This is a genomic window from Luteibacter sp. OK325 (genome assembly GCF_003050935.1).
In the GTDB taxonomy this organism is placed as follows: Bacteria; Pseudomonadota; Gammaproteobacteria; order Xanthomonadales; family Rhodanobacteraceae; genus Luteibacter.
The window spans coordinates 125335-151461 of the sequence record NZ_QAOX01000002.1 but is presented as its reverse complement, the minus strand read 5'-3'; the positions used below and the strand labels follow the sequence as shown (position 1 = coordinate 151461).

Sequence of the window (26127 nt, the reverse complement as noted above, 5' to 3'; positions counted from 1 at the left end):
ATAATCGGTCCATGGCCGAGCCCGAAACGAATGCCCTTCGCCGCCTCCCCGCCGTCGCCACCGTGCTGGCGACCACCGGTGCCGTCGTCTTGCTGGACCGCCACGGGCACGCGGTGACCACCGATGCGATCCGACGGGTGATCGACGAGGCCCGGAAAGCCCTTCAAATCGCGCCCACGCTGGCGCCGGATGCCGACGAACTCGCCCAACGCGCTGCACATCTCCTCGACGCACGGACGCCCGGCCTGCGACCGCTGTTCAACCTCACCGGTACCGTGTTGCACACCAATCTCGGCCGTGCGGTGTTGGCCGAGACCGCGATCGAGGCGGCCGTGGCATCGATGCGCCATCCCGTGGCGCTCGAATATGACCTCGACACCGGCTCGCGTGGCGAACGCGACGACCACGTCCGCGACCTCCTTCGCGAACTCACCGGCGCGGAAGACGCCACGGTGGTCAACAACAACGCGGCCGCCGTACTGCTCTGCCTCAATACCTTCGCGCTACGCCGCGAGGCGATCGTTTCGCGCGGCGAGCTCATCGAGATCGGCGGTGCCTTCCGCATGCCGGACATCATGCTGCGTGCCGGCGCCGACATGGTCGAGGTAGGCACGACCAACCGCACGCATGCCGCGGACTATCGAAATGCGATCGGTGAGCGCACCGGCATCGTGCTCAAGGTGCATACATCGAACTATCGGATCCAGGGCTTCGTCGCCGACGTGGGAGCGCGCGAACTGGCAGGCATCGCCAATGCTGCCGGCGTACCGCTTCTGAATGACCTGGGCTCAGGCAGCCTGGTCGACCTCGCGCGCTACGGCCTCGCGAAGGAACCGACCGTGCGCGAGGCCGTGGACGAAGGCGCTCGACTGGTCACCTTCTCCGGCGACAAATTGCTCGGCGGGCCGCAGGCCGGCTTCATCGTCGGTGATCGCACCCTCATCGCCGAGATCAATCGCAATCCGCTCAAGCGCGCGCTTCGCGTCGACAAGCTTCGGCTGGCGGCGATCGAGGCCACGCTCGAGCTGTACCGTGATCCGGATCGCCTTGCCGAACGGCTGCCGACACTGCGTTACCTCGCCCGGACTCGCGCGGATATCGAGGCACAGGCACATCGCCTGCTGCCCGCGGTAACGCAGTGTCTCGGCGAGGCCTTCACCGCCGACGTGGGCGAGTGCCAGAGCCAGATCGGATCGGGCGCACTGCCGCTGGATACCCTCGCCAGCGCTGCGCTGCGCATCCATCCGCGGGGAAGTCAGCAAGCCCTGGAGGGGCTGACGGCGGCGCTACGTGCGCTGTCGTATCCCGTGATCGGACGCATTTCGGAAGGCGCGCTACTGCTGGACCTGCGCTGCCTCGACCAAGCCGACGAAGCCTCGTTCCTCACCGCCCTGGGCGAGCTGGACGCGGCCGCCCTGGCCTCTCACCGCCCGTGATCGTCGGCACCGCAGGCCACGTCGACCACGGTAAGACGGCACTGGTCCGGGCGCTCACGGGTGTCGACGGCGACCGCCTGAAAGAAGAGAAGGCGCGGGGCATCACCATCGACCTCGGCTTTGCCTACCTGCCACTACCGGATGGCACGACGCTCGGCTTTATCGACGTGCCCGGCCACGAACGCTTCGTGCATACCATGGTCGCCGGTGCCGCCGGCATCGACATCGCCCTGCTCGTCGTCGCAGCCGACGATGGCGTGATGCCACAGACCCGCGAGCACCTGGCCATTCTCGATCTGCTCGGTACACGGCGCGCCCTGATCGCCGTGACCAAAGTGGACCTGGCGACACCGGAACGCCTGGCCGAGGTCCAGGCACAAATTCGCGAGGCAACGAAGGCGACCGCGCTGGCTGGGGCGGACATCCTGACCGTTTCGTCCGCGACCGGCGAATGCATCGACGCACTACGCGAGCGACTTGTCGCCGAAGCGCGCGCGCTGGATGAGCGCAGTGACGAAGGGCGCTTCCGTCTCGCGGTCGATCGCGTGTTCACGCTGCCCGGCATCGGTGTGGTCGTAACTGGAACCGTGCTTTCCGGATTGGTGCGTCTACGCGACGCGTTGCGGATCAGTCCATCCGGCTTGCTGGCACGCGTGCGCTCGCTGCATGCACAGAATCAGCCGGTAGAGATCGGTCGCGCTGGCGATCGGTGCGCCCTCAACCTCACGGGTGAAGGCATCACGAAAGATGCGATCCACCGCGGCGACATGCTCGTCGATCCCTTCCTTCATGCGCCGACCGATCGCATCGACGCCCGGCTGCACCTGCTCCCTTCCGAGCCGAGGGCGGTCGAGCCATGGCTCGCGGTTCGACTGCATCACGGCGCTGCGGAAGTCGGCGCCCGCGTCATTCCGCTTGAGGGCCAACAGCTGCGCCCGGGTCATGCCGCGGACGTGCAGCTGGTGCTGGACCGACCGATCGCTGCCGCCGTGCTGGATCGCTTCGTGCTGCGCGATGTCTCCGCCCGTCGCACCATGGGTGGCGGGCAGTTCATCGATCTGCGTGCGCCGGAACGTCATCGTCGGACGCCGGCGCGTCAGGCCGAACGTGCTGCATTCAGTATCGACGATCCGCGGCAGAGCCTCGCCGCGCTGCTCGATGCATCGTCCTCGGCGAGCGATCTCGACGTCTTCGCGCGCGACCGCGCGCTATCCGCGGCAGCCATGCAGGAGATCGTTGCGACACTCTCGCCCCTCGTCTTCGCCGACGAGGAACGCGTCGCGATCGGCGCCGCACAGTGGCAACGCTTTGTCGCCGCCGTGATCGAACGCCTCGAAGGCTTCCACGCGGCTTACCCCGACTCGCAAGGCATGGCGCGTGAAAAGCTCCGCAAGGCCGTAAAACCGGAGCTTCCCCCATCCGTTTTTGCCCTGGCTTTGCAGCACGTCGACCTTGCGAATCATGTCGCGCGCGACGGCGCCTTCGTGCGTCTGGCCAGTCATGTGATGCAATTGACCGCCTCGCGTGAAACGCAGTGGACGGCGGTCGCGCCCCTGCTAGCTGGCGAGGCGCGCTTTCGGCCGCCCCGCGTGCGCGACATCGCCAGCGTGCTCTCGCTTCCGGAAGCGGACACCCGTCAGCTCCTGAAACTCGTGGCTCGGATGGGCCTGGTCGACGAAGTCAGCCACGATCATTTCTTCCTTCGCACGACCGTTCACGAGATGCTGCAGATCGCAGCCGATATCGAGGCCCATGCAGCGGACAGATGGCTGACCGCCGCGCCGTTCCGCGACCGGCTCGACTGCGGGCGGAAGGTCGCCATCCTGGTGCTGGAGTTCTTCGACCGGCACGGTGTCATGCTCAAGCGCGGCACGCTCCGCCGGATCCAGCCGCGTTATCTGGACCTTTTCGCTCCGACCACGTAGCGTTCCCCGCTATGGAAGAGCATCGTCCCCGGTGGGGCGTCCGGACTTCAAATCCGGGTGAGGCAGCCAGTCTGTCTTGGGTGGGTTCGACTCCCATGCTCTTCCGCCACCTCAAGTCACCTCGATACCCGGGCTTCCAGCGACCACCGTGCCGACGATGCTCGCACTCGCATAGCCGGCCTCCTCGATCTGCACACGTATGGCCGCGGCGCGTTCCGCCTTGCAGGCGACCAGCAGGCCACCCGAGGTTTGCGGATCGGTAAGCAGATCGCGGCGCCATGAAGGCAGCTCGCTGGCCAGGCTGACGCCCTCGCCGTAGCTGTCCCAGTTGCGCTTCGACGCACCGGTGATGAAGCCCGCTTCGGCCAGCGCCCTGGCCTGTGCGAAGAGCGGAACGCGTGCCTCGTCGATAGCGATACGCACGCTGCTTCCGCGAGCCATCTCCATCGCATGGCCGAGCAGCCCGAAACCGGTGACGTCCGTGATCGCATGCACGTCGTCATCCTTGCCCAGCTCGTGGCCGATGCGGTTGAGCAGCGAGGTCGAGGCGATCATTTCGTCGTATGCGTCTTGCGGCAGGGCCTGCTTCTTGAAAGCCGCCGAGTAGACACCGACGCCGATGGCCTTGGTGAGGATGAGCACATCGCCCGGCTTCGCGCCTGTATTGCGACGAACATTAGATGGCGAGCAAAGGCCGATCGCCGCGAGGCCGTAGATCGGCTCGGCCGAATCGATCGAGTGACCGCCAGCGATCGGAATACCCGCTTCGGCGCAAATAGATTCGCCACCGGCAAGGATCGCCCTCACGGTCTCGATATCGACCTTGCCCAGCGGCATGCCGAGAATGGCCAGGGCCATGATCGGCTTGCCACCCATGGCGTAGACGTCCGATAGGGCATTTGCAGCGGCGATGCGGCCGAAATCATGAGGATTGTCGACCACCGGCATGAAGAAGTCGGTGGTGGCGATCACGCAGGTGTTTTCATCCACCTGCCACACCGCTGCGTCGTCGCTCGATTCGTTACCCACGAGCAACTGGGCGAACGGCAGGGTCGCCGCCTTGTCGGCAAGCAGTTGCTGGAGCACGGAAGGGGCAAGCTTGCAGCCACAACCGCCGCCGTGCGCAAGTTCAGTCAAACGCATACAAGTCATGGAAAGCTCCACCAAAGTCGCGCTGGCGCGACGGAGGGATTCTGCGGCAGCATAACCCCAGACGAATGTCCGGGAGGATGACATGCCTGTCGCTCTGCGTAGTACCCGCACCGTGCGCTGGTCCGTCTTCCTGCTGCTGGCTGTCGCCGGCCTGTTCTACGTGAAGTGGTTCCCCTACTACGGTCGCGCCTTCGACGCCGCATCGCAGCATTCCATCGGCAAGTCCATCCTCATGGGCGACGCATCCAGCGCGCCCGATCCCTCGTTGAGCGCCGCCGTGGGCTACGCGCTCGCGTACGGCAAGGCCATCTGGAAGGCCATGCTTCTGGGCCTGCTGCTCGGCTCTGGCCTTCAGGCGCTGATACCGGCGAGTTGGGTACAGCGTGCGCTGGGCAGCCGGAGCTTTGCCGGTACGGTGGCCGGCGGACTGATGGGTATACCGGGCATGATGTGCACCTGCTGCGCCGCACCCGTCGTTGTCGGATTGCGCCGGCAGCGCGCGGCCGCGGGGCCCTCGGTCGCGTTCTGGCTATCGAACACCATGCTCAACCCGGCCACCCTGGTGTTCACCGGCTTTGTGCTCGGCTGGAACTGGACCTTGCTGCGCGTGGTGTTGAGTGTGCCGATGGTTTTCGGCCTGGGCTACCTGGCCAACCGCTTCGCGACGAGGGAAGGCGTGGCGTCGGTCGATGCGCTTCGTTCCAAAGGCGTGCACGAGCCCGAATCCGAAGCCCGGTCGATGGCAGAGGTGGGTCGTCGGTGGGTATCGATCTTCGCCCGGATGACATTCCGGCTGATCCCCGAATACATCGTCATCGTGCTGCTGCTCGGCGCCGCGCGCGCCTGGATGTTCCCGCATATCGGCCCGGACATCGGCGAGCAATGGTTCTGGATCGTGGCGCTGGCCGTGGCCGGGATGCTCTTCGTCATTCCCACTGCCGGCGAAGTACCGATCGTGCAGGCGATGCTCGCGCTGGGCATGGGTATCGGACCGGCCGCCGCGCTACTGATGACCCTCCCGCCGGTGAGCCTGCCCTCGATGGCGATGCTGGGGCGGTCGCTATCCTGGCAGCTGCTGTTGGCGCTCGCCGCGGCGGTGGTGGGCTTCGGCGTGCTGGCGGGTTTGATCGCCTCCGCTTCAGGCATGCACTGACCTGCACCGACCTGAATTATTTCCGTACTTCGACCCACTGACTCCGCCAGGCGGGCGCGTCGAAAGGATCCGCGAAATATTGCGTTTCGTGCGCCACCTTGTCGTCCCTGAACTCCATGATGCTCACGGTGAAGGCGCGCTTGCCTTCGTACGTGATGATGTACTCGGTGACCCAAAGCTGGTCGCTGCCAACGATGCGGCGCACCTTGAACCCCGAGGGCTTGCCCGGATGGTGGCTACGAAGCGCCTGCAGGTTGTGCCGGCCGTGAATCACTTCGCCCGACTGCGGGTACTCGCACACCGCGTCGTCGTGATAGATCTGATGTTCGGCGAACTGGTCGCCCTCGGCGGATGCGGCCCAATGCTGGTCGATGGCCGATCGGATGCTTTGCTCGTCCATCCCGTGCCTCCGGTGGGTGAAGCTGCCTATCGGGACGCTAGCACCTTCGCGTCTGGGCGAACATCAACCCAAAGTATGCATAGGCGGCGCTCCCATCTCGGAGGTCAGGGCGGATACTAGGAAAGCCTGTCGAAGAGACCGCCGATATGAAGACCCTCGCTTTCCTAGCCGCCGGGATGATCATGGCTTCCACGGTAAACGCAGCATCCCTGCCCTCCAGCAACGCGACGACCACCTACCATCGGGTCACCGTCGATGGCGTCGGCGTGTTCTATCGCGAGGCCGGCCCCAAGGATGCGCCAACACTGGTTCTGTTGCATGGCTTCCCGTCGTCGTCTCGCCAGTTCGACAGCCTCATTCCGTTGCTTGCCACGCGCTACCACCTGATCGCGCCGGACTATCCGGGCTTCGGGCAAAGCGACGCGCCGGACCCGTCGACATACACCTATACCTTCGACCACCTGGCCGAGACGACCAACGGTCTTCTCGAGCAACTCGGTCTCAAGAAGTACTCGCTCTATCTGCATGACTACGGCGGTCCGGTAGGTTTCCGGATCATGCTCAAACATCCCGAGCGCGTGCAGTCGCTGATCGTCTCCAACGCCAATGCCTACCAGGAAGGTCTCGGCAAGAAATGGACGCTGATCGCCGGGTACTGGAAAGATCCGAAAGCCCATCCGGAGGTCTTCGCGGGCTTCATCTCGCAAGCCGCCACGGAGCAACGTCACACGCTCGGCTCCGCGCAGCCCGATCGCTACAACCCGGACACATGGACCGACGAGTTCGCGCACCTGTCACGCCCGGGCCAGCGCGAGATCCAGTCGGCACTGCTGTATGACTACCGTACCAACGTCGCCTCTTATCCGGCGTGGCAGGCATGGCTTCGTGAGCACAAGCCGCCGACCCTCGTGGTCTGGGGCAAGAACGATCCCTCGTTCATCGGCCAGGGCGGCGAAGCCTATAAGCGCGACGTACCCGCCGCCGAGGTTCATCTGCTCGACGCCGGCCATTTTCCATGGGATGAGAAGGTCGATGAGATGGCGGCGCTGGTCCTTGCCTTCCTGGACAAACAGCCTCGCTGAACGTGGCGGGCGCGCAACCACCGGTCGGGCCGCCTGACGCTTATACTGCCCAACTCGTTTGTTTCACTACGTACCCAAAAACATGTTGAGAAGCGACCAAGTTCTCGTCACCGTCGGCACCGCCTGCACCCTTTCGGCAGTGGGCTCGACGGAAACCTACCAGGCCCTCGTTGCCCGGTCGGACGAATTCCTCCCGCTGGCGGCGTTCGACGCCGGTCTGGTGGACATCGACCCGGAGGCTGCAAGTGCGGCCGACGGCATGCGCTGGGCCGCGGGCGATCACGCCGGCGAAGCGGTCACGCTGGATGAGCTCAGGCGCCTGCATGGTGACTCCCTGCGTGCCAACACCGGCATCCGGCATGTGCCCGGTGTGCGCGAACTGGCTCCGCGCGTCGTCACCGACATCGCCGCGCCGCTGCCGCACGATCTCGAAACGGTGGGCCTTCGCCGCCTGGCCGGCCTGCGCTACGAGGACATCCGCGCCTCGAAGCTCAAGGACATGCACGGGCTCTTCCAGGACGACCCGCTCCTGAGCCCTTCGTTGCAGGCCCAGCTCTTCGCCTATGGCGCGCTGGGCGCCCTGGCGGGACTGCCGCGCCCGCTGTCCGAGCTGGTTCCTAACCCGTTCGACTTCCGCGTCGCCTCGGCGACGGCTTTTGGCGGCATGGACGCGCTCGCCCAGTGGCTGCGACCGGATGCGCCCTTGCCGGAAGGCGGCATCCCCAAAGACACCTTCGCCGTGCGCCTCTCGCACTCGCTGGGCTCGCATGGCCCCGCGCTGGTCTCGACCATGCTTTCGCCGAGCTACAGCATCAGCCGGGTGCTGAAGAATCCGGAGCTGCGTGAATCGCTGCGTTCGGAAGATATCGGCTATACGCGCGTGCCGCAGGCCCCGATGACCGCCGTGGGCGCGTGTGCCTCGAGTCTCATCGCCCTTGCCGACGTCGCGCCGCAGATGCTGTTCGACTATCCCGGCTTTCATAAACCGCAGATGGTGCTGCTCACGGCGGCGGATGCCGCCCTGCAATCGCGCTACGGCATCCTCGAAGCCTTCGGCGGTGGCGCCCTGATGACGGGCGACAAGCTGGCCGCCAAGAACGCCGCGCATGCCGACGGCAACGTGCGCAGCGTGCACGACTCCCTCGCCCCGTTCGATGTCGATGCCGACGGCACCGTGGTCGGTCATGGTGGCTCGGGCCTGCTGGTGACGACGCTCGAATTCGCGCTACGCAACCAGTTGGATATCACCTCCATCATCGTCGGTTGGGGCCAGAGCGGCGAAGCCGGTGGCAAGGCGCACTTCGCCGGTGTCGGCTTCGGCGGCGAGAACGCGCTGGTCCAGGCACTGGACATGGCCTTCCAGGGTCACGGCTACGGCGTCGGCGACTTCCAGTACATGGCGGCTCACGCCACCGGTACGCGCACCAATTCGAAGACCGACCTCGGCACGGCGCTGGCCGGCCTGCGCGGCGCGGCCGCCCGGCAAGGCATGACCGGCGAGCTGCCCAAGCTCATGGTCGGCACGCCGAAGGCCGTCGGCGACGGACACACCATGGGCGAGACCGGCCTGAAGGCCATGTCGCAGGCGGTGCAGTTCGTGCTCGGTCGCACGGCGCCGGGCGTGCCGACGCTTCGTCGACTCGACCCGGACCTTGCCGAAATCGCCAGTCACTTCCACCTGCAGGCCGAGCCCTCGCCGGGCAGCGCCGATGGTGGCGCTATCTGCGCGACACAGGGTTTCGGTGGCTACAACGGTGCGGTTGCGCTGCGCTCGGCCACGGCTGAGGCATTCGCCCGTTATGAGTGCGATGCCGAAACGCTCAAGGCGTATCTCGCCGCGTGGCCGACCATCCGCAGCGAGCGCGAGAAGCGAGAGCGTGTCGCGCGACGCGGACCGAAGCTTGCCCTGGCGATGGCCGAGATGCATCGGTGGATCGGGCTGGACTGAGCGTGACCTTGATATAGTCGGCACGCCATGAGCCACCCCGACCCTGATGCCGCCACTGCGCCGACTGGCCTTCCGCTTCCCGCGGAGTGGCGGGCGTCGGGTGTGTTGGACGTTCGCGCACTCGACCTTGACTGGGCGGATGTTGGTTTACCGCCTGCGACGCTGATCGCCTATGACGTTGAAGCATTCGGAGTGAGCGCCTTCGCGCGGCACGGTATCGACATGCCGGGCAGCATCGAGCGCAGCGTGAAGAAGCGCCAGGCCGAGTTCTTCATGGGTCGTCTGGCTGCCGGATATGCACCTCACACTCTCTCCGCCCCCCCTGTAGGAGCCGCTTTAGCGGCGAAGGGTGCTAGCGACCCACCCACCCGGATGAAGCAGATCCCCATCGGCCCTTCGCGACAGCCGGTGTGGCCTGCGGGTACTGTCGGCAGCATTACGCATGCTGGGCGTTACGCAGCAGCCGTGGCAACGAGCGCAGCCAACATCACAGGCATCGGCATCGATATCGAATGCCGGATCGGCCCAGAAACACGCCAATCCGTCGAAGACACGGTACTGAACCCAGCCGAGAAAGCCTTGCTGCATGCGCTTTCCGGTGACCTGCCCTACGAGATGTTGCTGACCATCGCCTTCTCGGCCAAGGAGAGCTTCTTCAAGGGCAGCTTCGCGACCGTCGGTACCTACTTCAATTTCGACGCAGTCGACATCAAGGCACTCGACATTCCCGGCGGAACGCTCCAGATCGTCCTCAACCGCTCACTGGCAGCAGGACTGCCTGAAGGCAAGGCGCTCACCCTGCGCACGCAATGCATCGATGCCGACACCGTCCTCACCAGTTTCGTCTGGTGAAGCAGACGTCGCTCAGCTCTCCGCGCCGCGTCCTAACCGCAGCGACGTGATACGCAAGAGCACAGCGACCACACCGACAGGCCAGGCGAGCCACGTCATGCCAATGGCGTAAATCGCCAGCGCGGCGAACAACAGCGCGACGAAGACGTACTCGGCAAGCCATGCCCATGCACGTCGAAGCGACACACCAGTCGTGTGTTTCGCGACCAGCGCGGGATAGCCCCATGTCAGCGCGAGAGCGAAATACGTCGCGGACAACACCATGGCGTAGGCGACCATGCCCGAGCGCGACGCCGTGTCGATATTGACGAGAAAGAACCGGACTACCACGGGCAACAGTCCGATCATGCTGAGCAACAGGAGGTTGAGCCACGTGGTGGGCGCATCGACCGAATGCAGATGAGCCAGGTTCCGGCGGTGGGCGACCCACACTGCGGCGATCAACAGGAAGCTCATGAAATAGACCGCCAAAGGCATGGCCCATACCTGGAACAAGGTCTTCCCGGCTTCCATTTCGGGGTGGAGTTCCACCGCCGACAGCGTCAGCGCAATAGCGAACACACCATCGGACATCATGATCAGACGGTCGAGGTGACGTAGTCGCACGCGTTCTTCCGACAGGCCTGACGGATTCGTTTCCATGCATTCCCCCTATGGTTTTCCCGCCCGATCATGCTCCGGACGATCACGGTCGCGCTACTGCTCCGCGTCGTCTTCACCCATCGCAACCTGCCTCACTACGTGAATGAATGCTTCAAGGCTAGGTGGGATGCGTGTCCGGTTTGGATGATAGAGATAAAAGCCCCGGCTCGGTGGGGAGAACTCTTTGAGGAGCGGCACCAGCTTTCCCGCATCAAAGAATGGCTTCATCCACTCCTCGGTCCATACCGTGACGCCCAACCCGTCCACCGCGGCCTGGAGGGCAACAGCGCAGTCATTGACGATCAGCGAACCGGTGACCTGCAATTCGAACCACTTCCCGTCACGAGCGAACTCCCAGGGATAGAGGCCGGCCTGCCCGGCGCGCCGCCAATTTATGCAGCGATGTTCGCGAAGATCTTCGGGCACCTGGGGCATGCCGTTCTTCTCAATGTACGCCGGTGATGCGATCGCGATCTGACGCAGGTCGGGCCCGAGCCGCACTGCCACCATGTCGTGATCGATGTGTTTGCCAAGGCGAATGCCGGCATCGAACCCGTTGGCGACGATATCGCCCAGGCTTTCGTCGCTATGCAAGTCGAGGACTACATCGGGATAGTCGCGCTGGAACACGCCGAGCATCGGCTGGAGCAAATGCACCAGGGCCATTTGCGGTGCTGAGATTCGCAAGGTCCCACGCGGCGTGTCGCGAAGGTCGTTGACCTCGTCCATCGCCTCGTCGAACTGATCGAACAGCGGCTGTACGCGGGCGAACAGGCGGCTGCCGGCCTCGGTCAGTCCCACGCTGCGCGTGGTTCGATTGAACAATCGGACACCGAGGCGCGTCTCCAGGCCACGAATGGTCTGGCTAAGGGCAGACGGCGAAACGCCCAGTTGTTCGGCCGCACGCCCGAACGCACCTTGCTCGGCAATCGTGACGAACGCCTTGAGATCTGCGAACTCGGCCCCTCGCATTGTGTATCTCCAGCTTCAGAGGCCATGAATGGCCCAGGCGATTGTTGGTCGGTGGTGGCGAATCCATTCTATCTCGGGTTCGCAGCGCTCTTCCCGACCACCTCCCGAGACCGGCCAAATGCCCTTCGACGCTTATCCCAATACGAGCTGGCAGCCCATGCGCGCCATCGTCGCTCCGCTGGAGCCGATCTCGCCCACCCAGCACCTGCTCATCAAGGGCGGAACGATCCTGTCGATGGATCCCCTGGTCGGCGAACTTACCCGAGGCGACGTTCTTATTCAGGGCGACCGCATCATAGCCGTCGGGACCGATCTCGATGCCGCGGGTGGCCGCGTGATCGATGCCAGCGACATGATCGTCATGCCCGGCTTCGTGGACTCCCATCGACACGCCTGGGAGGGCCAGCTTCGACGCATCGACCCGGACTCGCCCACCCTGCTGGACTATCTGAACTCGACGCACTTCTCATTCGCCACACATTACCGCCCCGAAGACATGTACGTCGGCAACCTGCTGACTGCGCTCGGTGCACTCGACGCCGGCATTACGACCGTCGTCGACAACTCGCACAATGCGCGCAGCCCTTCGCACTCTGACGCCTCGATCGACGCACTCGAGGATGCCGGCATCCGCGCGGTCTACGCGCCAGGCCGCCCCCTCGCTGGGGACTGGGCGCAGCACTGGCCGCAGGACCTCGCGCGTCTGAAGAAGGAGCGCTTCGCCTCGGACGACCAGTTGGTGACGATGGCGATGATGTCGCAATGGGATCGCGACACCTGGGCGGCGGCACGTGCCTCCGGCCTGCGCATCATCACCGAGTTCCTCGGCCAGGAGATGGGCGAACTGCTTCCCAGCCTCCAGGACGACGGCCTGCTGGGCAGTGACAACATCTTCAATCACTGTACCGGCCTTACCGATGCGCAGTGGACCATCCTGCGCAACAACGGCGTCCAGGTGAATGTTTGCCCGCGTTCGGACGCGCAATATGGTCTGGAGGAAGGCCTCACGGTCTATCAGCGTGCGGTCGACCACGGCATCGCCCCGGCGATCAGCATCGACGTCGAAGCCTCATACGGCGGCGATATGTTCGCCGAAATGCGCGCGGTGTACTTCCTGCAGCGCGCGCACGCGCAGCACCGACGGTATACCGGTGACGCGAACGCGCCCAACCCGGTAACGGCGCGTGACGTCCTCACGGCGGCGACGATCAGCGGCGCGAGAGTCGCGGGATTGGTGAACAGTGTCGGCACGCTGACGCCAGGCAAACAAGCCGACCTGATCCTGATCCGCACCACGGACATCAACCTGTACCCGCTGAACAACGCGATCGGCAGCGTGGTGCACGCCGCGGAACGCAGCAACGTCGACACGGTGATTGTCGGCGGACGTATTCGAAAGCACGGCGGCAGGCTGGTGGGCATCGATATGGCAGCCCTCAGGGCGGCGACCGAATCGTCGCGAACCCACCTGTTCGCCGCCGTTGGCTATGCCGCCGACGTCCTCGCCGACGGTCCGCCGACCTTTGCCTGATCGCGAACTCCATCCGGCACGATCGGGAATACCCGTTCCTACCGTTGATTGCATCCCCTACTTCGAGAAGCACGCATGAACGCATCCATGAAACGCTGGGAAATCTCCCGGTTCGGTGTCGAACACCTGACCCTCGCAACCGCCCCTCGCCCAGAGCCAAAGCGAGGGGAGATCCTGGTCAAGGTCGATGCGGTATCGCTGAACTTTCGCGACAAGGAAGTGCTCGACAACGGCATGACGGCGAAACTTCAGTTTCCGTTCGTGCCGACCTCGGACATGGCCGGCACCGTCGTTGCACTGGGCGAAGACGTAACGCGTTTCGCCGTTGGCGACAAGGTCATCTCGACCTACATCACTGAGTGGGTCGACGGCGCGCCTGCCTCCTGGACAGAGATGCCGACCCAGGGCGGTCCCATCCAGGGCATGTTATCGGAGTATGTCGCCACGCCGGCGGCATGGTGCGTGCGCGCGCCACAGAGCCTCGACGCCGCGGAGGCGGCAACGCTGCCCATAGCGGGACTGACGGCGTGGATGGCTCTGGTCGAACTCGGCAACCTGAGACCTGGTCAAACGGTCGTGGTCCAAGGCACAGGCGGCGTGGCACTGTTCGCCGTGCAGATCGCCGCGGCCGCTGGTGCCGAAGTGATCGTCACCAGTAGCAGCGAGCAAAAGATCGATCGCGCGAAGGCGCTCGGCGCCCGACACGGCATCCATCGCCACCGCGAGCCCAACTGGGAAGATGCGGTACAAGCACTTACCGGCGGGCGCGGTGCGGACCACGTCCTGGAGATGGCCGGCGGCGACAACCTGCAGCGCTCCCTTCGCGCCGTGAAGCCCGGCGGCCGCATCTCCATCATCGGACTCCTCGCATCGGACGAGTTGCGCACGCCAATCATGCCCTTGCTGGGCAGTCGGGCAAACATCGTTGCGGTGGCCGTCGGACCCCGCCGCGCGTTGGAGGATCTCGTGAGGATGGTCGATCTCAACGCCGTTAAACCTGTCATCGACGGCCGCTATGCCTTTGCCGACGCACCGGCTGCCTTCGCGCACCTCGCGCGCGGCGCCTTCGGGAAGGTGGTGATCACGATGAACGACGCACCATGAAGCCGCTCACTGTGATGCCCTTCATCATTCTTGGTTTGTTCGGTCTCTACACACTGGAGCTTGGCGTGGTCGGCATCCTGCCGCTCATCGTCGAGCGTTACCACGTGACGATCGCCCAGGCAGGACTGTTGATGAGTGTGTTCGCGCTGGTCGTTGCGGCCTCAGGTCCGTTCCTCGTTCTTCTCTCGTCGCGGTTCGAACGTCGACGGATCCTGACGTGGTCGCTGTTCTGCTTCTCCGTGTGTAGCGTACTCTCCGCATTCGCACCCAATTACGCCGCGCTCATGGCACTACGCGTGCTACCCGCGATGCTTCATCCGGTCTTCTTCTCGGCGGCCTTCGCCGCGGCCGTGTCGCTGTATCCACGTGAGCAGGCCGCGCAAGCGACGACACTCGCCTTCATCGGCACGACCCTCGGCCTTGTCTTCGGCGTGCCGCTGACCACGCTCGTTGCGGATCTGGTTTCTTACGAAGCGGCGATCCTGTTCTGCGGGCTGGCGACCCTTGTGGCCGGTATCGGGCTACTCCTGCGCCTGCCCGAGCAAACGAACGTCAAGCGCCTGTCGTTCGGTCACCAGCTGGCCATATTACGTCGCCCTTCCGTGTGGCTCGCCATCGCGGCGACCGTGCTCGTTTTCACGACAAAGTTCGCGGTATACAGCTATGCGGCAGAGTACCTGAACACACGCGGCGGCCTCGATGCCACGACGATCAGTGTGCTGCTGTTGATCTTCGGGGTTGGCGGTGTCCTGGGAAACCTGTGTGCGGGACGCATGCTTGCCAGCTGGCCGGTAGCAACCGCCGTGGCGTTTCCGCTCCTGCTCGCCCTCGTCTACATGGTGCTGCTCGCTCTGGACGCCGCGACCTTCGCGACCATGGCCATCGTCGTGTTCGTGTGGGGTGGCATCCACACCAGCGGCATGGTGATAACGCAGACCTGGCTCACGCGGTCGGCGCCGGAAGCACACGAATTTGCAACCAGCCTGTATGTATCGTTCGCCAACGCGGGGATTGCCTTGGGCGCCTGGATCGGAGGCGTCTTTATCGAGACCTCTGGACTGGACGGAATTATCCGTTGCGGTTTCGTCTTCGCGGCGCTGTCGTTTGTCGCGATCGGTGCAAAGGCCATCTTGTATGGCGCAGGACCTGATTTTCGCCTGGCGGGACTCAGGGAATGAGTCCCGCCACCCGCATCGCCCCAATCGCCTGATCATAAACACCCACATCACTCCGGCTCCGCGCAATCAACTGCGCACCTTCAACCGCAGCGAAGATTGCCAGCGCCCTCGCCTTCCGCGCGGCCACGGGAACGCTGGCATCGTGGCGCTCAAGTGCCTTAGCAAGCCACTCCACATTCACCTCGGAAAAGCGCTCAACCTCCGCCTGCACTTCCGCCGGCAGCTCATCGCGCTCGGCCGCCATGACGCCACACATGCACATGCGGTTGTCGTTGACGAGCGCGGCGCGGAACACACCCACGTACTTCGTCATGAAGGCGGCCGTATCGGCATTCTCGTCGAGCGCCTCGGCAAGATAAGCCGCCATTTCGTCCGTGTAGCCCCTGGCCAGTTCCGAGCCGAGCGAGCCCTTGGTCGGGAAGTGGTAATGCACGCTCGCGCTCTTCACGCCCACTGACGCCGCGATGTCGCGGAAGCTCAGTGCGGAAAAGCCGCGTGACTGCACCATTTTTCGGGCGACGGAGAGGATGGTCTGGCGGGTGTCGGGGGAGGTCATGGCGATGTCCTTCAGGCTACCTATCGATTGATAGGGGTTGACAGGCTGAAAAGCAAGGCGCAATGTCTATCTATCACTAGATAGGTAACTTCCATGAAGATCCACGATATCCCCGGTTTCCCCAATCCGCTCCGCGTCCGTATCGTCCTGGCCGAGAAAGGCCTGTTCGACAAGGTCGAGTTCGTCAAGGTCGATCTCCCGGCCGCCGAGCATAAACGGCCTGCTTTCCTGGCCATCAACCCGACGGGCACCGTGCCCGTGCTCGAGCTGGACGACGGCACTTATATCTCCGAGTCCACAGCGATCACCGAGTACCTGGACAACCTCGACGGCCATCCGACCCTGACTGGCACCACGCCGTTGGAGAAGGCGACCATCCATATGATGCAGAAGCGTGCGGAGTCGGAGCTGATCGACGCTATCGGCATTTACTTCCATTACGCCACCGCCGGTCTGGGTGAAGGTCTGCTCCCGTACAAGAGTCCTGAGTGGGAGGGTCGTCAGCGTTGGGGGCAGATGCATCGTGAGAAGGCCGAGGCCGGTATGCGGTATTTCAACGAGGTGCTGAAGACGCAGCCGTATGTTGCTGGAGAGAACTTCTCGATGGCGGATACGACGGTGATTGGTGGGTTGCTGTTTGCCTCGTACGCGCAGATTCCTGTGCCTGAGTCGTTGACTGCTTTGGTGGCCTGGAAGGCGCGGGTGGATGGGCGGGAGAGTGTCAGGGTTGCTTCTGCCGGGTAGGAGCATCGCCGCTGAAGCGGCTCCCACAAGGGCAAGAGCATCGCCGCTGAAGCGGCTCCCACAAGGGTGAGAGCATCGCTGCCTTGCTCCTTGTGGGAGCCGCTTCAGCGGCGATGCTCCTTATCTTGCTCCTTGTGGGAGCCGCTTCAGCGGCGATGCTCCTTATCTTGCTCCTTGTGGGAGCCGCTTCAGCGGCGATGCTCCTCATATAGTCTCGATCTAAGAAATCAGATGCTGCGAGCCGGCCAGACGGAAGAAGGCCATTTGTTCGGACAGGCCTTGGGCTAGCTCCAGGGATGTGCGGCTTGCGGCGCTTGCTTCTTCAGCGAGTGCCGCGTTTTGCTGGGTGGCTTCGTCGAGGGCGGATACGACTTGCACGACCTGGTCGATGCCTGAGGATTGCTCGTTCGAGGCTGCGGAGATTTCCGCGATGATGGTGGCGACGCGTGCCGCGCCCTGGTGGATTTCCTCCAGGGAACGACCGGTCGAACGGACCAGGTCCGTGCCAGCGGTGACGCTCTCGCCGGTTTCGACGGCCAGCTTGCGGATATCGCGCGATGAGGTCGCGCTGCGCTGCGCGAGGCGGCGCACTTCAGCCGCTACGACGGCAAAGCCCAGCCCGTGATCGCCGGCACGCGCCGCTTCCACGGCCGCGTTCAGTGCAAGCAGGTTGGTCTGGAAAGCGATTTCATCGATCAGCCCGGCGATATCCGAGATGCTGGCCGTGGCCGCCCGGATACGCTGCATGCCCTCCTCCGCCGAGTGCGCCACTTCCGCCGCACGCTTCGCATCCGCATGCAGGTCGCGAGTCATCGTCGAGGCGACGCGGGCACCTTCGGAGTTCTGCCGGACCGACGCCGCCATCTGTTCCATGGAAGCCGCGGTCTCCTCAAGCGATGCCGCCTGCGACTGCGTGCGCTGCGAGAGGTCGTCGACGCCTTGTGATATCTCGGCGGCTGCGAGAGACACACTCTTCGCTCCCTGGCGTACCTGATCGACGACGGAGGCCAGCGTCCTGTCCATGGCACCCAGCGAGCGCAAGGTGTCGCTCAATTCGTCGTCTCCCGTGACCACGAGCGAGTGATTCAGCGCACCCTCGCTGATTTCGGACGCAAGCTTGCTGGCCACGCGAAGCGGCTTCATCACGGACCGAAGCAGCAACCAGCCGGCCACGCACAACACGATGAGCCCTGCCGCGGTGATCGCCAGGCTGGTCGCGATGGCGCGACTATGGCGGCCCTCGGCTCCGGCGAACTGGTCGCCGGCTGCCTTTTCATTGAGTGTCACGTTACGCAGGATGGCCGCGCTCTCGCGATCGAACGCCGAGGCGAGTTCGTGCAGGGCGAGATCCGTCGCCTCCTTGTGCTTGCCGTCGCGGAGCATGGTCAGCGACTGGGCCATCAGAGGTCCCACGGCGTGCCGTGCCTGCTCGAACTCACGTGCGGCGCTCTCCTCGTCCGCCGAGCGCAGGCTCTCGCCACGGTAGGACTGCCAGCGTGTGTCGATATCGCGATCCAGGGACGAGATAAGACGCGAGGCACCATCGGCTGCATCCGCCGTGCCGAACAGCAAGGCGCGACTCACCGCACCGCGCTGGGTCGCGATGGCTGCACGAATGTGCCCCACCTGCGTTACCGGCAGCAGGTTGCGGTGGAAAGTGGTGTCCAGGTCGCCAAAGGTGTCGTTGAGGGCGAGCAAGCCGACGCCGCCCAGCGCCAGGGCGATCACGAAACCCACACTCATGGCGGCGAATATCTTGCGTCCTACCGTAAAGCGCATCGTGCGTTCATTCCGCGAAAGAGAGTGATGGGGTATCGGCCCATCACTCTCTTCGTTTAGCCATATCAGCTATGCACGTTATGCACGATTACTTCGGACGGACCGTCTTGAACGATGCCCTGATTTCCGTAACGAATTCGTCCGGCTGCTCCCAGGCAGCGAAGTGCCCACCTTTGGGAAGCGTGTTGAAGTGGATCAGCTTGGGAAACGCCTTCACCGCCCAGCTTTTCGGCGCCGCGTAGATCTCGTCGGGGAACACGCTCACCGCCACCGGAATGGTGATGTGCTTGGGCTCGAAGAACGCCAGCTTGTTCTCCCAGTAGAGACGCGCGGAGGAGACGGCCGTGTGCGTCAGCCAGTAGAGCGTGACGTTGTCGAGGATATCGTCGCGGGAAAGCCCTTCCGGCTTGCCGTCGAATACGCGGGTGATCAACGCGTAGCTACGCGCATCGTGGTCGAGCATCCAGGCGGCAAGACCGACCGGGGAGTCCTCGAGACCGTAGAGCGTCTGCGGGCGGTTCGTCATCTCCTGCGCGTAGCCGAGGCCATGCTTGTAGAAAAAATCGAGCATGTCGTACGCGTTCTTCTCGTCTGGTGCCAAGCCAGCCGGTGCGGGAGCGCCGGCCGCGAGATCCTTGGCGATATCGTCCGGCACCGTCGCGGGCATGTTGGTGTGGATGGCGAGCAGTTCCGGTGGTGCCTGTACGCCCATCTGCTCCGTCACGGCATCACCCCAGTCGCCACCTTGCGCGACGAAGTGCTTGTAGCCGAGCCGTTTCATCAGGATGGTCCATGCGCGTGCGATGTGCTGAGGATCCCAGCCGACGGCGGTCGGCTTTCCTGAGAAGCCGTAGCCCGGAAGCGATGGAACCACCACGTCGAACGCATCCGACGCCTTCCCACCATGCGCGGTCGGGTTTGCCAGCGGGTCGATCACCTTCATCTGTTCGATGATGGAACCCGGCCAGCCGTGCGTGATGATGATCGGCAGCGCGTTCTTGTTCTTCGACTTGACGTGAATGAAGTGGATGTCCACGCCGTCGATGGTGGTCACGAACTGGGGCAACGCGTTCAGCCGATCCTCCACCTTCCGCCAGTCGTATCCGGACTGCCAGTAATCGGCCAGCTTGCGCAGCGTCGCGATCTGCACGCCCTGGGTCGCATCCGGCACGAGTTCCGGGCTCGGCCAGCTGGTGGCTGTTATTCGCCGATGCAGGTCCTGGAGGGCCTCGTCGGAAAAATGGATCTTCGGGAAGGGACGGATAGACATATCTTCAGCCGGCGACGCCGCTTGCATGGGCGAGGCACCCGCAGCGTGGCTGGGTGTTGGCAGGACGGTACAGACGGCTCCGGCGATAGCAGCCGCTGTCAGGAACTGCAAACGCGTGGACCGCATGAATTGTGACGCCATGACAATACCCCTCGTTGGAGATCAGACCTGCCTGCCGACGCGCTTGTGAGCGTCTCCGATGCGCAAACCCCGGTATTGGAAGCGTCCCCGATGGTTTGAACGTGATGATCTTGCGAAGAGTGGTCATACCTGCGGATGATTGCCACCCCGAAAAAACCGGCGCTACAGTGACGAGCGGGGGGTCGCTGCGGAGGTATCCCATGAAGATTCTGATGGTGCTCACGTCACACGACACGCTGGGGAACACGGGACGCAAGACCGGGTTCTGGCTGGAAGAGTTCGCCGCGCCGTACTACGTGTTCACCGATGCTGGCGTGTCAGTGACGGTAGCGTCCCCGAAAGGCGGCCAGCCGCCTATCGATCCGAAGAGCGACGAGCCGGACAACCAGACCCCGGCGCAGACACGTATCAAGGCCGACCCTGCAGCACTCAAGGTGCTTGCCAATACGGTGAAGCTGGACAGCGTTTCGGAGAAGGACTTCGACACCATCTTCTATTCGGGTGGGCATGGTCCCATGTGGGATCTCGCCGAAGACCCGGTGTCGATCGCCCTCATCGAGGCCTTCTACAACGCGGACAAACCGGTCGCCACCGTATGCCATGCACCCGGCGTGCTGCACCACGTGAAGTACAAGGGTGAGCCCATCGTCAAGGGTAAACGGGTGACCGGGTTCACCAACGAAGAAGAGGAAGAAGTGGGGCTTACCAAGGTCGTGCCCTTCCTCGTGGAGGATGAGCTGAAACGGCTTGGCGGCACGTTCGAGAAGGTGGCCAACTGGCAGCCCTTCACGATTACCGACGGCCACCTGATTACCGGGCAGAACCCGGCATCGTCGACCGTGACCGCCAAGGCGCTGCTCACCTTGATGGCCACGTTGCAGAAAGCCTAGGTCGCCGAACGGTCAGGCCGTGAGGTTCACCGACGCTTCGGTGGTCAGCGGCAGGAAGGTGAAGGTCTCTTGCAGGTACAGGGTCACGTGCGATCCGTTGTGCGAGTCATAGCCGATCGATACGTCCTGCCCCAGGTGCAGTTCGAAGTCGCCGCCACGGGCCGTGGTCAGCACGCCACCTTCGATAGCCGGCGCCCAGACAATGCCGCCGTCGAGCATGGCGTGCAGCTCGCGGAAGACGGGGTAGCCTTCATCGGTTGCCCCGTTGAGGTCCGCATAGGCCTTTGCGCCAATGGCCAGCTTGTAGGGTCCGTTCACACCGGCAAGGCGGAGTTCGTTCAAGGCCTGCGCCACGGCAACCGGGTACGCGGTCAGATCGGCGGGCAAGGCGATCGGCCTGTTGCTCGTCGTCTTGCGAATGCCCGCGATGCCGACATCGGCGTAGCCGTCGAACACCGCCCGATCCTCGGCGAATGCCAGCTCTTTGGCCGCATTTTTCAGCGGCTGGAGGTCCGGATCATTGGAACCGCGCGCGACGTTGTCGAGATCCTCGCGTGAGAGCGTAAAGGGCACGCGTAGTTCGACCATGGCCGCGACCTCGCGCTGCTTCACGCGGACGCTCCCGGACGATTCGAACTTACGTGTGTGACCGGTGCCCACGCCCGCATAGTCAAAGCCCTTGGGCCCGATAACATCGACGATGCGGCGCGCCGCCATGTATTCCTTCAGCGTGCGGGTAGCTTCATCTTCGATCTGCTCCCAGGCACCACCGCTGATGGGTGCGAGTTCGCGAAACAGGTTATTCATGGGTGTTCTCCGTCTTTAGCGAACCGATACCGAGTGAACCATCCGTTGCGCGCGGCGCGCTGTCTTGTCCGTTCGCATTGTTGCGGGCGCTTCCCTGGGCAGCTGGTGCATCGGGGATACCATCGAGGAACGTTGCCGACGGGACGAAGAACAGGCTGCCGGTGACCGCCGTGCTGAAGTCGAGGAGGCGGTCGTAGTTACCCGGCGGCTTGCCGACGAACATGTTGGTGAGCATCTGCTCCGTGCGCGCCGGCGAACGGGCATACCCTATGAAATAGGTGCCGAACTCACCCTTCCCCACCTCGCCGAACGGCATGTTGTCGCGCACGATGTCCAGTTCGACACCGTCCTCGACGATGGAGGTGAGCACGTTGTGTGCGTAGGACGGCTTCACGGCATCGTCCAGCTCGATGTTGGTCTGTTTCTGCCGGCCGATGATGCGCTCCTGCGCCTCCACCGGCACCGCGTTCCAGCGCTTGAGGTCATGCAGGTACTTCTGCACGATCACGTAGCTACCGCCGATGAAAGAGGCATCCTCGTCACCGATGACCGCAGCCTCGATGGCGTCGGCGTCCTGCGGGTTCTCCGTGCCGTCGACGAAACCGATCAGGTCGCGATCGTCGAAGTACTTGAAACCGTGCACCTCATCGAGCGTGGTCACCGCATCGCCAAGACGCGACATGATCTGCGCGGCCAGCTCGAAGCAGAGGTCTTCGCGTGTCGCGCGGATGTGCAGCAGGATGTCGCCGGGCGTCGACACCGCGCGGTGTACGCCGTTGATCTCCTGGAAGGTATGCAACTCGGCGGGACGGGGTCCGGCGAACAGGCGGTCCCACACGTCCGAGCCGAAAGCCATGACACAGGTGAGCCGCCCATCGAGGTCGCGAAAACCTACGGCGCGCAACAGGCCCGCGAGGTCACCACAGAGCGAGCGCACGGCCTCTTCGGCGTTGCCACCCGGATTGACCTTGAGGACGAGGAAAATGGCCGACCGCGTAAGCGTGGCGACGACGGGTTGCGCAACGACGGTAGCCACGAAGGGCTCCTTTCCACGGAAGGACGTAAAGCGGCCATTCTCGTCCGACCTCATGCCAACAGACAAGACATTGCGCTGACAGGAGGGTAATTTCAGCCCATGCCGTTACATCCTCATCGCCCGGAGCCAGCCCATGAGTCATCTACCGCCTTTTGACTACCTGACCTCATCCGCACGCTGGTTCGGCACGGAGGGCGCGAAATTCAACCAGACCGCCAGGCGTGTGCTCGAGCGGGCCACCCGCCGCGTAACCGTCACCGAAGACGTCAACGCGCGTATCGACGCCAAGACCACCTACGGCCAGCGCCTGGCCGATAAGGTCGCAGCCTTCGGCGGCTCGTGGACCTTCATCATCGTGTTCGTGGCCATCCTGATCGCATGGGTGGTGCTGAACAGCCTGTTGCTCGGCAGGTCCGCCGTCGATCCCTACCCGTATATCTTCCTCAACCTGATGCTTTCCATGCTGGCGGCCTTCCAGGCCCCGGTCATCATGATGAGCCAGAACCGCCAGTCATCGAAGGATCGCGAGATGGCGGCCTACGATTACGAAGTGAACCTCAAGGCCGAAGTGGAGATCCTCGCCTTGCACGAGAAGCTCGACGCGCTGCGCAACGAGCAGGTTGTGCAACTTCTCGCCCAGCAGCAGGCCCAGATCGACCTGCTCACCCGCCTGGTGCAGGAAGGCAATCGATAGGAAGCCCTCAGGCGTCCATTTCCTCGCAGGCCTGGACCATCGCACCGGGATGGGTCTGGTCACAGGGACGGTTCGGAATCACCGGCTCGGTCTTTGATGCCAGATGCGTCTGGATGTCCGCTCCGGCGGCCAGGGTCTTGCCCACCGGACACTTGTCCGCCATGACCAGCAAACGCGCCTTCTGCGCGTCGTCGAACGTGCCTTCGATGTAAAGCGCCCGCTCGAACGCGTCGCGTCCGGTAACCGCGTCGCGACGATGTGTTACCGATACCTGCACATCGGTCAGCGGAATGCCTTTGCGGCGCGCATACAAGCTCAATGTCATTGCCGTGCAGGCACCCAGGGCGGCGCTAAGCAGGTCGTACGGCGTCGGCCCCGAGGCGAGTCCGCCCATGGCCAGTGGCTCGTCGACGAAGAACGAAGGCCCCTGCGCGCTCACCCGCACCTGGAATTCACCTTGCCCGGTGGGCTGGACGATGACCGGTTGTGACGTCATGTTTGCTTATGCTCCTGGGAATGTAGTGCCGATTGCTTCGAGCCAGAGCGCCACGGCGAAGGCGCCGGGATCCGCATGGCCCAGCGCGCGATCGCCGAGATACGACGAACGGCCCAGTCGCGGCCGCATCTGTTTGGTTGCTTCCACGCCGGCATGTGCTGCTTTGATCGCGGCCTGGACCACGGCGGGAGCGGCATCGCCACGCGAGACGGCGGCGTCCATCGCATCCGCTGCGGGGATGAGTGCGTCGAGCATGGTGCGGTCGCCCGCCTTGCCTCCACCCAGTGCCTGCACGCCTTCGATCCCTGCACGGAACGCCGCCGCCCAGGCGTCTGCGGAATCCGCCTCGTCGCGCTCGGCGAGGTGACTCGCCGCGCGCACCACGAACGCCGCGTACAACGGACCCGAGGTGCCACCGAGCTCACGACGCAGGACCGAGGCGATCGTCTGCAACGCGACCGCGGGATGCGCCTTGTCCAGTTCCGGCAGTGCCGCCTCGACGCCTCGCGCACCACGCGCCAGGCTCAGGCCGATATCGCCGTCGCCGACCACGGAATCCAGGTCGGTCAACTCGTGCTCGGCCTTCTGTAACGCACCCGTGACGGCGCGGATCGCGCCGGCAAAGCGCGTCGAATGTCCGGTCGAGGTCCATGCCGGACCCGCCACCTGGGCAGTCTGCGTCAACGTGCGCGCCTTGACGGCCGGAGCAACGGTCACCGGGTGCGTTGGAACGCTCCAGGCCGCGGCCGATGCCGGCGCGAGCAGGCGTTCGCGACGCGCTTCATCCAGGCGCATCAGCGAAAGCGAGCAACCCGGCATTTCCAGCGCCGTGAGGAAGGTGCCGACCTGGACCAGGGCAACCTCGATCTTCGCCGCCTCCAGCCGCTTCAACGCATGGCGCGCAACGATGCCGAGTTCCTGCACGGCGGTGCCGCCCAGGTTGTTCACCAGCAAGGCCACGCGTTCCTGCGCGCGCAGGCCGCTACGCTCCAGCAGCCTGTCGAGCAAGGTGTCCAGCATGGCATCAGCCGGCGCGATCGTGCCGCGCTTCGCGCCGCGCTCGCCATGGATGCCAAGGCCGTATTCCACTTCAGTGTCCGAAAGCTCGAAGCCCGGCGTACCGGCGGCAGGGACGATACACGCGCCCAGACCCAGGCCCATGCTGAAGACAGCGTCGATGGCCGCCTGCGCTTCCCGCTTGACCTCGGCCAGCGAAAGGCCGGCTTCGGCAGCGGCGCCGGCCACCTTGTGCACGAGGACCGTGCCGGCGATGCCGCGTCGGCCGACCGCGCCGTCGTCGGTATCCAGCGCCACGTCGTCACCGACCACGACCACGTCTACCGTCACGCCGGAGGCGCGTGCCAGTTCCGCGGCCAGGCCGAAGTTGAGCCGGTCGCCGGTGTAGTTCTTGACGATGAGCAGCACGCCGGCCGGCCCGGCAACGGCGAGGATGGCCGCGAGCACGGCATCGACGCTGGGCGAGGTGAACACTTCACCGACCACGGCTGCGGTGAGCATGCCCTGGCCGATATAGCCCGCGTGAGCAGGCTCGTGGCCAGCGCCGCCGCCCGATATGAGGGCCACCTTGCCCGAGGCGGCATGCTCTGCGTGGTCCCGGCGGAGTACGACGTTTTCGCCGGCTATGCGAGTCAGGCGATCATCGGCGAGGACGAGCCCCTCGACCATTTCGCTGACGACCTGAAGCGGATCGTTGATGAGTTTCTTCACGTATCGTTCCTCGAGGCAGGTTTACGAACGCGCCCGAGTGGGGACGGGCAAGTGCCGGAAGTCTGGCATAGATTCACGCCGACCGGCGTTGACGCTGGCTTGTCATTGAAGTGATCATCCATTGATTCCGCAGGGGCAACACAGTCTTTCCATCAGGGGTACTTTCTTGCGCACGCCGCTTGAAATACAACCTTAGGGGCCAACCCACCGTCCGAAAGAAAGGAGTTCCATGAAGAGCATCGGCTATCGCGCGTTCCTGTTGGGCGTCGCTACCTCCGTCGCCGTGACCCTGTTCGCCACGGCGGCCGCGCCTGTCCAGGCCCAGGGAACCACCGCGAGCATGTTTGGCCAGGGTCCGGCCGGCGGCGTGGTGACCGCCAAGAGCGATACGGGCGCACAGCGTCACGCGACGATCAGCGACAGCGGTCGCTACAAGATTTCGCCGATCCCCATGGGGACTTATACCGTCACGCTCGAAAAAGACGGCAAGGTGCTCGACACCCGAAACAAGATCAGCCTGACGGTCGGCAAGGGCGCGGAAGTCGACTTCGCGTGCGAGAACGACAAGTGCGCGACCGGTAGCTGATCGCTCCGGCAACGACCTTCGCCAC

General features: G+C 64.2%; 24 protein-coding genes and 1 tRNA gene. 14 read left to right on the top strand and 11 right to left on the bottom strand.

All coding sequences use genetic code 11. From position 1 onward, the window contains the following. The first annotated feature begins 11 nt into the window (after positions 1-11). From selA to C8J98_RS21995, 3 genes are all read left to right on the top strand, one after another. A complete protein-coding gene (gene selA / locus C8J98_RS04535) occupies positions 12-1436 on the top strand; it encodes an L-seryl-tRNA(Sec) selenium transferase (protein ID WP_107911368.1) in 1425 nt (474 codons plus the stop codon). After that, positions 1433-3361 carry a selenocysteine-specific translation elongation factor gene (selB, locus tag C8J98_RS04530; RefSeq protein ID WP_199229810.1) on the top strand — a complete coding sequence of 643 codons (1929 nt, stop codon included), beginning with the start codon at positions 1433-1435 and terminating at the stop codon, positions 3359-3361. Before selA ends, selB begins: the two co-directional genes overlap by 4 nt. 13 nt (positions 3362-3374) lie before the next feature. Next, positions 3375-3470 (top strand) — tRNA-Sec (locus C8J98_RS21995). 2 nt (positions 3471-3472) lie between these two features. Here C8J98_RS21995 and selD read toward each other — a convergent pair. Continuing rightward, positions 3473-4513: a selenide, water dikinase SelD gene (selD, locus tag C8J98_RS04525; RefSeq protein ID WP_107911366.1), complete on the bottom strand. Its 1041-nt coding sequence runs from the start codon at positions 4511-4513 to the stop codon at positions 3473-3475. An 82-nt stretch (positions 4514-4595) separates the two neighbouring features. On the opposite strand from selD, the gene C8J98_RS04520 reads away from it, so the two are divergent. Beyond that, a complete protein-coding gene (locus C8J98_RS04520) occupies positions 4596-5666 on the top strand; it encodes a permease (protein WP_107911364.1) in 1071 nt (356 codons plus the stop codon). A gap of 16 nt (positions 5667-5682) precedes the next feature. Here C8J98_RS04520 and C8J98_RS04515 read toward each other — a convergent pair whose 3' ends face one another. Next, positions 5683-6066: a nuclear transport factor 2 family protein gene (locus C8J98_RS04515; RefSeq protein ID WP_107911362.1), complete on the bottom strand. Its 384-nt coding sequence runs from the start codon at positions 6064-6066 to the stop codon at positions 5683-5685. Positions 6067-6212: 146 nt separating this feature from the next. On the opposite strand from C8J98_RS04515, the gene C8J98_RS04510 reads away from it, so the two are divergent. The 3 genes from C8J98_RS04510 to C8J98_RS04500 all read left to right on the top strand — a co-directional run bounded on the left by C8J98_RS04510 (position 6213) and on the right by C8J98_RS04500 (position 9948). After that, positions 6213-7148, top strand: a complete 936-nt coding sequence (locus C8J98_RS04510; protein ID WP_107911360.1) for an alpha/beta hydrolase — start codon at positions 6213-6215, stop codon at positions 7146-7148. Positions 7149-7230: 82 nt separating this feature from the next. Beyond that, entirely contained in the window at positions 7231-9096 is a 1866-nt protein-coding gene (locus C8J98_RS04505; RefSeq protein WP_107911358.1) for a hypothetical protein, read from the top strand. 27 nt (positions 9097-9123) lie between these two features. Then, on the top strand, positions 9124-9948 hold the full coding sequence (locus C8J98_RS04500; RefSeq protein WP_107911356.1) for a 4'-phosphopantetheinyl transferase superfamily protein: 825 nt from the start codon (positions 9124-9126) through the stop codon (positions 9946-9948). 12 nt (positions 9949-9960) lie between these two features. Here the strand turns inward: C8J98_RS04500 and C8J98_RS04495 are convergent, their stop codons facing one another. Both C8J98_RS04495 and C8J98_RS04490 read right to left on the bottom strand, forming a co-directional pair. Then, positions 9961-10590: a TMEM175 family protein gene (locus tag C8J98_RS04495; RefSeq protein WP_107911354.1), complete on the bottom strand. Its 630-nt coding sequence runs from the start codon at positions 10588-10590 to the stop codon at positions 9961-9963. A gap of 54 nt (positions 10591-10644) precedes the next feature. Continuing rightward, positions 10645-11562: a LysR family transcriptional regulator gene (locus C8J98_RS04490; protein WP_107911352.1), complete on the bottom strand. Its 918-nt coding sequence runs from the start codon at positions 11560-11562 to the stop codon at positions 10645-10647. 118 nt (positions 11563-11680) lie between these two features. Here C8J98_RS04490 and C8J98_RS04485 point away from each other — a divergent pair, with 118 nt between their 5' ends. The 3 genes from C8J98_RS04485 to C8J98_RS04475 all read left to right on the top strand — a co-directional run bounded on the left by C8J98_RS04485 (position 11681) and on the right by C8J98_RS04475 (position 15375). Next, on the top strand, positions 11681-13093 hold the full coding sequence (locus C8J98_RS04485) for an amidohydrolase family protein (RefSeq protein WP_233260110.1): 1413 nt from the start codon (positions 11681-11683) through the stop codon (positions 13091-13093). Positions 13094-13168: 75 nt separating this feature from the next. After that, positions 13169-14197 carry an NAD(P)-dependent alcohol dehydrogenase gene (locus C8J98_RS04480; RefSeq protein WP_107911350.1) on the top strand — a complete coding sequence of 343 codons (1029 nt, stop codon included), beginning with the start codon at positions 13169-13171 and terminating at the stop codon, positions 14195-14197. Then, complete coding sequence (locus tag C8J98_RS04475; RefSeq protein WP_199229809.1) at positions 14194-15375, top strand: MFS transporter; 1182 nt, start codon at positions 14194-14196, stop codon at positions 15373-15375. Before C8J98_RS04480 ends, C8J98_RS04475 begins: the two co-directional genes overlap by 4 nt. Here the strand turns inward: C8J98_RS04475 and C8J98_RS04470 are convergent. After that, positions 15365-15931 carry a TetR/AcrR family transcriptional regulator gene (locus tag C8J98_RS04470; RefSeq protein ID WP_107911348.1) on the bottom strand — a complete coding sequence of 189 codons (567 nt, stop codon included), beginning with the start codon at positions 15929-15931 and terminating at the stop codon, positions 15365-15367. The genes C8J98_RS04475 and C8J98_RS04470 overlap by 11 nt on opposite strands. Positions 15932-16024: 93 nt before the next feature. Here C8J98_RS04470 and C8J98_RS04465 point away from each other — a divergent pair, with 93 nt between their 5' ends. Beyond that, positions 16025-16675 (top strand): glutathione S-transferase family protein, encoded by a 651-nt coding sequence (locus C8J98_RS04465; protein ID WP_107911346.1) that lies wholly within the window; start codon positions 16025-16027, stop codon positions 16673-16675. Between the two features lie 219 nt (positions 16676-16894). Here C8J98_RS04465 and C8J98_RS04460 read toward each other — a convergent pair whose 3' ends face one another. Further along, positions 16895-18454, bottom strand: a complete 1560-nt coding sequence (locus tag C8J98_RS04460; protein ID WP_107911344.1) for a methyl-accepting chemotaxis protein — start codon at positions 18452-18454, stop codon at positions 16895-16897. Between the two features lie 88 nt (positions 18455-18542). Further along, positions 18543-19724, bottom strand: a complete 1182-nt coding sequence (locus C8J98_RS04455; RefSeq protein WP_199229808.1) for an epoxide hydrolase family protein — start codon at positions 19722-19724, stop codon at positions 18543-18545. A gap of 341 nt (positions 19725-20065) precedes the next feature. Between C8J98_RS04455 and C8J98_RS04450 the strand changes: the two genes are divergently transcribed. Next, entirely contained in the window at positions 20066-20755 is a 690-nt protein-coding gene (locus C8J98_RS04450; protein WP_107911341.1) for a type 1 glutamine amidotransferase domain-containing protein, read from the top strand. 12 nt (positions 20756-20767) lie between these two features. On the opposite strand, the gene C8J98_RS04445 is transcribed toward C8J98_RS04450, so the two are convergent. Together C8J98_RS04445 and C8J98_RS04440 are read right to left on the bottom strand one after the other, a co-directional pair. Continuing rightward, positions 20768-21562: a family 1 encapsulin nanocompartment shell protein gene (locus tag C8J98_RS04445; RefSeq protein WP_107911339.1), complete on the bottom strand. Its 795-nt coding sequence runs from the start codon at positions 21560-21562 to the stop codon at positions 20768-20770. After that, positions 21555-22598 (bottom strand): Dyp-type peroxidase, encoded by a 1044-nt coding sequence (locus C8J98_RS04440; protein ID WP_107911337.1) that lies wholly within the window; start codon positions 22596-22598, stop codon positions 21555-21557. The genes C8J98_RS04445 and C8J98_RS04440 overlap by 8 nt, the downstream gene beginning before the upstream one ends. A 133-nt stretch (positions 22599-22731) precedes the next feature. Here C8J98_RS04440 and C8J98_RS04435 point away from each other — a divergent pair, with 133 nt between their 5' ends. Continuing rightward, positions 22732-23292, top strand: a complete 561-nt coding sequence (locus C8J98_RS04435) for a DUF1003 domain-containing protein (protein ID WP_107911335.1) — start codon at positions 22732-22734, stop codon at positions 23290-23292. 7 nt (positions 23293-23299) lie between these two features. Here C8J98_RS04435 and C8J98_RS04430 read toward each other — a convergent pair whose 3' ends face one another. Both C8J98_RS04430 and dhaL read right to left on the bottom strand, forming a co-directional pair. Further along, positions 23300-23788, bottom strand: a complete 489-nt coding sequence (locus C8J98_RS04430) for an OsmC family protein (RefSeq protein WP_107911333.1) — start codon at positions 23786-23788, stop codon at positions 23300-23302. Between the two features lie 6 nt (positions 23789-23794). Then, positions 23795-25516, bottom strand: coding sequence for a dihydroxyacetone kinase subunit DhaL (gene dhaL, locus C8J98_RS04425; RefSeq protein ID WP_107911331.1), 1722 nt, complete (start codon positions 25514-25516; stop codon positions 23795-23797). 229 nt (positions 25517-25745) lie between these two features. Here dhaL and C8J98_RS04420 point away from each other — a divergent pair, with 229 nt between their 5' ends. Then, entirely contained in the window at positions 25746-26102 is a 357-nt protein-coding gene (locus tag C8J98_RS04420; protein WP_107911329.1) for a carboxypeptidase-like regulatory domain-containing protein, read from the top strand. Positions 26103-26127: the final 25 nt, after the last annotated feature.